The organism is Azospirillum sp. B506 (genome assembly GCF_000333595.1).
Taxonomy (GTDB): domain Bacteria; phylum Pseudomonadota; class Alphaproteobacteria; order Azospirillales; family Azospirillaceae; genus Azospirillum.
Genome location: NZ_BADK01000709.1, coordinates 1 through 1,484 on the forward strand (window position 1 = coordinate 1; position 1,484 = coordinate 1,484).

Here is a 1,484-nt window from a genome sequence, read left to right on the forward strand (position 1 = left end):
CGACGTCTGGATGTCCGGCACCTTGGAGCAGCCGACGCCCTGGTCGATCCAGCGCACCACATAGCCGAGGATGCCCTGGGCATTGTTCTCCAGCTCCTGCCGGATCTCGTCCTCCGACCAGTTGGGACGGTCGGCGAGCGGGATGGTCAGGATATCGGACAGGGCGGCGGCCTGCCGCTTGGCCAGCTGGTCCTGCACCTCGGCCACGTTCACCGCGTGATAGTGGGTGGCGTGCAGGGTGGCGGCGGTCGGCGACGGCACCCAGGCGGTGTTGGCGCCGGCCTTCGGATGGCCGATCTTGGCGACCAGCATGTCGGCCATCAGGTCGGGCATCGCCCACATGCCCTTGCCGATCTGCGCGCGGCCCTTCAGGCCCGCCTTCAGACCGACATCGACATTGTTGTCCTCATAGGCCGAAATCCACTTGGTGGCCTTCATCGCCGCCTTGCGGACGACCGGGCCGGCCTCCATCGAGGTGTGGATTTCGTCGCCGGTGCGGTCCAGGAAGCCGGTGTTGATGAACACCACGCGGTCCTTGGCGGCGCGGATGCACTCCTTGAGGTTGACGGTGGTGCGCCGCTCCTCGTCCATGATGCCGACCTTGAGGGTGTTGCGGGCCATGCCGAGCAGGTCCTCGACGCGGCCGAACAGCTCGTCGGCGAAGGCGACCTCCTCCGGCCCGTGCATTTTCGGCTTTACGATGTAGACCGAGCCGGCGCGGCTGTTGCGCAGGCCGCCCTCAGATTTCTGGCCAACCTTCAGGTCATGCAGCGCGATCAGCGAGGTGAAGACGCCGTCGAGGATGCCTTCCGGCGCCTCGCTGCCGTCGGACAGCTTGACCATATCAATGGTCATCAGGTGGCCGACATTGCGGACCAGCAGCAGGCTGCGGCCATGCAGGGTGATGCTGCCGGTCGGCGTGGTGTAGACCCGGTCCGCGTTCAGCTTGCGCACGACGGTCTTGTCGCCCTTGGAGAAGCTGGCCTCCAGGGTGCCCTTCATCAGGCCCAGCCAGTTGCGGTAGGCGACGACCTTGTCCTCCGCATCGACGGCGGCGACGGAATCCTCGCAATCCTGGATGGTCGACAGCGCCGCTTCCAGCACGACATCGGCGACACCGGCCGCATCGTCCTTGCCGATCACGCTGTTGCGGTCGATGCGGATCTCGATGTGGGTGCCGTTCTGGACCAGCAGCACGGCCGACGGCGCCGACGCCTCGCCCTGCCAGCCGACGAAGGCGGCCTTGTCCTTCAGGCCGGTCTTGCCGCCGCTCTTCAGGGTCACCGCCAGCGCGTCGCCCTCGACCGCGTAACCGGTGGCGTCGGCATGGCTGCCCTCGGCCAGCGGAACGGCATCGTCGAGGAACTTGCGGGCCCAGGCGATCACCTGCGCACCGCGCGCGGCGTCATAGCCGCCGGCCGCCGGGGTGCCGGGAATGGCGTCGGTGCCGTACAGCGCGTCGTACAGGCTGCCCCAGCGCGCGT

1 protein-coding gene is annotated in these 1,484 nt (G+C 67.8%); it reads right to left on the minus strand.

The annotated features are described in order from the left end of the window. A partial coding sequence (locus I71_RS21135; RefSeq protein WP_042697680.1) for a malate synthase G occupies positions 1 to 1,484 on the minus strand: 1,484 nt, incomplete at both ends.